This window comes from Gilliamella sp. Choc5-1 (genome assembly GCF_001690595.1).
GTDB classification, from domain to species: Bacteria; Pseudomonadota; Gammaproteobacteria; order Enterobacterales; family Orbaceae; genus Gilliamella; species Gilliamella apicola_M.
Genome location: NZ_LZHH01000110.1, coordinates 1 through 766 on the forward strand (window position 1 = coordinate 1; position 766 = coordinate 766).

A 766-nucleotide genomic window follows, 5' to 3' on the forward strand; every position below is an offset into this window, starting at 1 on the left:
CTCTATTTGGCTACGTCACGATTTAGAAAGTTTTAAAAAACGCTTAATAGCCCTAGAAACCAAAGTGGCACAAGAAGGATGTGTGCTCACTGAAAATCAATTACAAGCCCTTGAAAAAGCCAAAGCATCAAAAGAAGCGCATGGTGAAATTGAGACACATCATCCGGGATATTTATGTGCACAAGATACCTATTATGTAGGGCACATTAAAGGCATAGGGAAAATATACCAACAAACATTTATTGATACCTATTCCAGACTCGCTTTTGCTAAAGTCTATACCGAGAAAAACAGCCTGATTGCTGCCGATATGCTCAATGATAAAGTGCTTCCTTTCTTTGACAGCGAACAAGTGCCGCTGTTACGCATTCTTACAGACCGAGGTACGGAATATAATGTCCATAAGGAGAGCCATGCTTATGAGCTTTATCTTAATCTAGAAGATATTGAACACACCAAGACCAAAGCCTACACCTACAGCCCACAAACAAACGGTATTTGTGAGCGATTCCATAAGACGATGAAAACAGAATGTTATGATATTTTATTTCGACGTAAGATTTACACGCAATTGAGTGAAATACAAAACGATATTGAGCAATGGCTTGAATTTTACAATCGAGAAAGAGCGCATTCAGGAAAATATTGTTATGGGAAGACACCATGGAAAACATGGAATGATGCAAAGGGGTTGGTTAAGGAAAAGCAATTGGAGAATTTATTTTGCTCATCGGACACGCATTTTGTTAAAATGAAAGCCGATGAG

1 protein-coding gene is annotated in these 766 nt (G+C 38.5%); it reads left to right on the forward strand.

Features of this window, described 5'->3' with window-relative positions; all coding sequences use genetic code 11:
• A partial coding sequence (locus A9G35_RS09690) for an IS481 family transposase (protein WP_065636677.1) occupies positions 1–766 on the forward strand: 766 nt, incomplete at both ends.